5 protein-coding genes and 2 pseudogenes are annotated in these 5,350 nt (G+C 40.8%); 5 read left to right on the top strand and 2 right to left on the bottom strand.

Annotated elements, in window-relative coordinates; all coding sequences use genetic code 11:
* Positions 1–76: 76 nt before the first annotated feature.
* Both G1O98_RS36555 and nirA read right to left on the bottom strand, forming a co-directional pair.
* Positions 77–508 (bottom strand): annotated as a pseudogene (locus G1O98_RS36555) (ABC transporter substrate-binding protein); the annotation flags it as partial.
* Between the two features lie 127 nt (positions 509–635).
* Positions 636–928 (bottom strand): annotated as a pseudogene (gene nirA, locus G1O98_RS40465) (ferredoxin--nitrite reductase); the annotation flags it as partial.
* A 1,231-nt stretch (positions 929–2,159) separates the two neighbouring features.
* On the opposite strand from nirA, the gene G1O98_RS36545 reads away from it, so the two are divergent.
* The 5 genes from G1O98_RS36545 to G1O98_RS36525 all read left to right on the top strand — a co-directional run bounded on the left by G1O98_RS36545 (position 2,160) and on the right by G1O98_RS36525 (position 5,007).
* A complete protein-coding gene (locus G1O98_RS36545) occupies positions 2,160–2,387 on the top strand; it encodes a hypothetical protein (RefSeq protein ID WP_114080961.1) in 228 nt (75 codons plus the stop codon).
* Positions 2,388–2,449: 62 nt separating this feature from the next.
* Positions 2,450–2,944: a gamma-glutamyl-gamma-aminobutyrate hydrolase family protein gene (locus G1O98_RS36540; RefSeq protein WP_163939129.1), complete on the top strand. Its 495-nt coding sequence runs from the start codon at positions 2,450–2,452 to the stop codon at positions 2,942–2,944.
* A gap of 174 nt (positions 2,945–3,118) precedes the next feature.
* Positions 3,119–3,928, top strand: coding sequence for a hypothetical protein (locus G1O98_RS36535; RefSeq protein WP_163939127.1), 810 nt, complete (start codon positions 3,119–3,121; stop codon positions 3,926–3,928).
* Between the two features lie 307 nt (positions 3,929–4,235).
* The gene (locus G1O98_RS40460) at positions 4,236–4,460 is read left to right on the top strand and encodes an anthrone oxygenase family protein (protein ID WP_228058557.1); all 225 of its coding nucleotides are present in this window, start codon (positions 4,236–4,238) and stop codon (positions 4,458–4,460) included.
* Positions 4,461–4,623: 163 nt separating this feature from the next.
* Positions 4,624–5,007, top strand: coding sequence for a class I SAM-dependent methyltransferase (locus G1O98_RS36525; RefSeq protein WP_163939125.1), 384 nt, complete (start codon positions 4,624–4,626; stop codon positions 5,005–5,007).
* The last annotated feature ends 343 nt before the right edge of the window (positions 5,008–5,350 follow it).

Raw genomic sequence — 5,350 nt, 5'->3', positions numbered from 1 at the left:
CTATGTTTTTACGCAAATATCAAAGTTTTGCCTCAAAGCTTTGAACAGTCTGGCTTTGGAGTTTTCGGACAAGTCTATTTAATCTTGCCAAAAGATACATTGGCACTTTATCGTTGATAGTCATCAAGTAAGGCATGGGGCTGAGGATATGTGCGCCATCAATACCACCGCCAGATGAGCCGATTTTTAAGTTATCACGGGTGACAGGCCAAGATTTTTGTTTGATGACCTCAACATCAGTCATACCGTATTTGGCAAAGAAACCCTTTTCTTTAGCAATAATTACGGGAGCAGCATCAGTTAGAGCGATGAATCCTAATTTGGCTTTGGTTGTTTCTACCTTTGGTGCATTCGCTACTGTAGAGACATTGGCAGCCGGAGCCGCAGAGGGTGCGTCGCCACCTGTTGAGGCTGTATTGCTACCGGAAGAACAACCATGAGCCAGGATAGAAGCCGCTGCCACAGTGGTGGTGGTTAAAATAAATTTTCTGCGCGAAAGATTTTTCATTTGTCCTTTGTTAATTGTTAAGGAACGTGGATTAAATAAGATCCACAACTTTTTTCTGGGGGTATTGTATTTAAATGCTCCTATGCATAAAATCTGGAAGTTAATAAATCCTCATCCCTAATTGTTAGTTGTGATCCACTAATCTATGAGTTACTAAAGCTTCTTGCCTTGGTTTTGCTCCAAAGTTTGTGAGAATACAGTTGGATAAACGCATCCGCATCATAAACTTGCCTAGAGTGACTGGGTAAAAAAACACACCTAACCCTTGAGTCGATGGCCTCGGTCTATTTCGCTCACTACTTCCCAAACTAGGGCGGCAAATTTATCTATTTCACCCTTGACGGTGAGTTCATCTTTTTCTGCCTTTAATTTCTCAAACTTGTTGAGGCTAGCTGTTATGGTACTTGCTGTGTCTTTCATGAGCTGATTCTCGTTGCAAATAAATAATATCAACCAGATCGTAGTCTCATGAGCTACTGAATCTACGAGGATTAGTGATGAAAAAATTTGATTCAGTTACGGTTTATTATCTGTAACTCAAGAGCATTAGAGCTAATTCCTAAAGAGAATCTTAAGGTTATCTAATTCCTTGCTGGACAAGACTTTCAGAGAATAAACGCTTTATTGGCTCAAATTCTTGAAACCCTTACGAATCAAAGACTTTACTCTAGTTTACAAATTAGCTCTTACAACCTGGAACCTAAGATAGTTAACATGTTTATCGTAAAATTCTCAATTAGTTAGGGAAAATCTATCGCTGTTTATATTTTGCAAATTTATTAAGAAGCCTTGGATACTGTTTATGTAACAATTTCGACATTTTTAAGTTAAAGCAAGATTTATATGAAAATAGTATAAAATGTTACGTTTTTTGGGTAAAAATGCAGTAAACGCATATTATTGATACATTTTCTGCATCACAAACAGCTAATGAGGGATGCAAAGCGCTTGCTGAACAGCATTTAGGATTGATGTATGTTAACTAAAACGCAGTAAGGCAAAAAATTCGCTTGCCCTTGTCATGGTTCAGAATTTGTGGTGGATGGTAAAGAGAGACCTAGCTACAACACCGCAGATCCTGCTGTTGGGCTTCTAAATCAGTCAACCTTTTTTCTAATTGCTTTATGCACTGCCCCATTTTCTCCACCAGTTCTTTGAAGCTGGACTTTGGACTAAAAGGCTAGAGAAAAGCAGTCAGCAGTAACACTGACTGCCGTAAAGTCAATGAAAGTAATCGATAAATCATTGACGTGATGATCCTGACACAACTAGAAAAATTCCGCCAAGCTATCTATGATTGTTTGGGGAAGGCCAAAGATGCAGTATTTGAATTGATGGATGCAGTATTAACCTAGCGTGGCAAAACTTACTAGAGAAGAGTAGAAATCCTGTAATCTTGACCTTGTAGGGAAATAATGGTGCAAAAACTTGGCAAGGAAAAGTCTAAAACCAGAGGCAACATCGTTTGAAGTACTCGATTGTGTTCAAAAAAAATGTCCTTCGTGCGGGGAAGCAATGTGGAATGAATTAAATACAAACATCTGTATAAGAGTGATCGGCAGCACCTGCTATACAATTACTGCTGTATGATTGGCAAGATTAGTAATTATCCCCCTAATAGACTATCAGTCCATCAACTGGGCATAGATTTATGAGTAGTTTGCTTTTATTATTAATAGGTTTTGGAATTTTTTTCTTGGCTTGGAAGACTCAAGATGAAATTAATCGCATTACGGCGATGTTTAGCGGGACAATTTCTCTAATTTGGGGGTTAGCTCTAGCTCCATTGTCATTGCAATTATTTATTGAGATTGTTTCACTTCTAGCGGCTTTCTCTGTTTGTATGCGTTGTTTAGGTTGTGGCTCAAACCGCAATTGATTTTTCAATTGATAATTTTTTAATTCCCTAACTATTTTTTAAATTTTTAAAAATCACTTGAATTGCAGCTTGGCAAGTTTGTTCTAGAATGTCATCTGCCGATATTGGGTATTTGCCGGGGTTTACAAATTCTCATCGTCGCCTATGGGGGTACTCTAATTCCTCACATTCCAGATGTTTACGGTACATCTGCATTACATCGTCTAGAGCCTGGATCTGGACGACGTTTACCTACAGAACATCTCGTCAGGATAGATGTAGAAAGCCTTTTAACTGACTGTTTACAGAATTCTCGTATATTTGTAGTTTCTTGGCATCATCAAGCGGTAGATAAAGTACCCCCTGGTTGGCGGGTTGTTGCTCATGCTTGGGATGATGGAGCCATTGAAGCTGTGGAGCATGAACACCATCCTTGGGCAATTGCTGTGCAATGGCATCCTCAGCTTTCAATTCTCGATCCCAATCATCAAAGAGTTTTTCTAGCTCTCGTTCAGGCTGCACATACAAAATACTTCTGGGATGACCCTAACCTCGCAACCGGGTCAGATCCAGCCTGATCCCCCCAAATTATTTGGTGCTGAAAATTGTTCTTGCAATTGTAATTATCTCCCCTATTTCTCCCCTATTTATCTTTAAATTCAAATCACAAGAGCAGAGAACACTATGCAAAACAGGCGGATACTCTCTGTCGGATTAATAAGTTAACAAAAACAGAATTGCAGGAGCTTAAATTGTCTTATAATTTCTCTCGCCGCCAAATTCTCAAGACCGCTGGCTTTATTACTGGCGCTGCTTCAGTAGGGAGTACACCGCTACTAGGCAATTTAATTACTGGTTCTAATACTGATAGTTCCGCACAAGCTGAAGAACCTAACAAGCTTGCAGCCCCGCAGATGGTTATTAATAGTCGAATGCTATATTTCGGCTGGATTCCGGAAGATTCTACCGCTGTGAAGTCCTTAGTCCCAAATCGTTTCACACCAAACTACAGGGGCGCAGTCTTCATGAACCAATATGTAGTCGATACTGATGAGCAGACTTCCGGCTTTGGTGCGTACTCGCTGACTTATCTTGGTGCCGATCTCCAAAACCTTGATGCCCCTAGCGGTGTAAACCCCGGTAGATGGTGGACTCACTACTTTAACTCTAGTTCTACCGTAATCAAATATGTTTTAGAGCGTGGCGTTCCTGCAACACCGGGACGTACAACTCTGAGCCTTAATGGCAATACCTTAATAGCTACAACCGAATCTAACGGTATTCCCATCATTCGCACTACTGCTAGGGTCAGTAACACCATTGCTAATGTGGCTAGTGGTCAATTGCGATACATCACGAAAAAAACCGATGGTTCATTCTCCAGTGGTGTTTATCCTTATGTTGCAGAGATCGTTACCCCTTGGCAAATTGTTGATTTGGAGTTCCTTCAACCAAGCCATCCTGTCTATGCTTTACGACCAAGACGACCGCTTGAAATTACCTTTGGCTTCTATGCTCCCCGTTCTTCTTTCTGTTATCCCGGTGGCGAACAGGTACTTTAACTGTAACAAATGATGCTGTCGTCTGTGAGCGGGGATGTGGTTATAAACCCAATACCCGCTATCAGCCTAGAACACCGATTCAGTATTCAGAGTCATGACGAAAAACTCGGGTTTCTTTTAGGCGCAAGAAGGAAATTATGGTTGAAATGGCCTAAAAATCAGGTTTTACAGCCTCGCCTTTTACTGAATCGGTGTTCTAGTAGTTCGCTTTCGTGACTTAGCGGGGTAAAGGTTTTAAATCCCTTATCCTTTCCCCAGCCCTCACAAGCGCATTTTTGGGTTGATAGACTACTACTGAAAACCTTACATGGCTCGCGTCTATGATTTACTTCATCCATGTCGAAACCTAATTTTAGTTTTTCGATTTTTTGGAGGAGAGGATAATGTTGAAGTTGACCTGTTTGGTAGCTTGCTTTATCTGGTTGGGACAATTCTGGTGACAATCACCTTCAATGTGCCACTCAATGATGCCCTAGCGATCGCCAAACCAGATAGTACTGAGGGTGCTATTCCCTGTGGGCTAGATATCTAACCAATTGGATGCTTCGGAACCATGTTAGGACAATCTTGAGTTTGGGGCAGCAGCATTACTGACTATCGCGCTCTGTGATCAAACAGTGCAATAGGAATATTTTGCATCAACTGTAAAAATAGGATAATTCTACTCATCAAAATGTAGTCATTTTTAAGTCAATATGAGTGTTCAAGCCGCATACGATAATTGGTCAACCACCTATGATGCTGATGAAAATCTGACGCGCGATCTCGATCAAATCATTACTAAAGAAACCTTCATGAGTAAGAGGTATAAATCAGTCGTTGAAATTGGCTGTGGCACAGGCAAAAATACATTGCTGCTGTCACAAATTGCCCAAACAGTCTATGCAGTTGATTTTTCAGCATCCATGATCGAGAAGGCGAAAGAAAAAGTAAATTCAGTCAACGTACTTCTTGCATCTATTATCGTGTCTGAAATCGAAATTATCAAAACTTTTGCCCTTCTTGAAGACCCCCGTCGCCGCGCCGGACAGAGACATAATCTACCATTATCTATCAATACCGATATTTTCAGCAGTTAGCGGAATCGCTGACGAGATTTAACGCTGAGTCTTTAACCAAAATGATTGATGCTGGGGTGGAAAATAAGCTTTTGAGTTGAATACGAAGTTAAAGGTGGGGACTGAAATCAACTTTCTTGCTTGATTTTGAGTCACCACCACTGACTACCAATCTTTGACAAAAAATTATCCTAGCTTACCCTCATCACTCCTATAAGTCATAGCTCTGGGCTTCCGTTTTCTAAGAGGGACTACTGATTTCTTGGGTGCTTGTGGCGGACGACATCTTTCACAGTAGAGCGGTCGCACACCAAAGGTTTCTCGTTGTGTGGGTTGTTCGCATTGCTTACATACGAAGTTGAAA

It is taken from the genome of Nostoc sp. UIC 10630, assembly GCF_010747425.1.
In the GTDB taxonomy this organism is placed as follows: Bacteria; Cyanobacteriota; Cyanobacteriia; order Cyanobacteriales; family Nostocaceae; genus Nostoc.
Note: the sequence above shows the minus strand (reverse complement) of the source record. Positions and strands in the feature narration are given on the sequence as shown.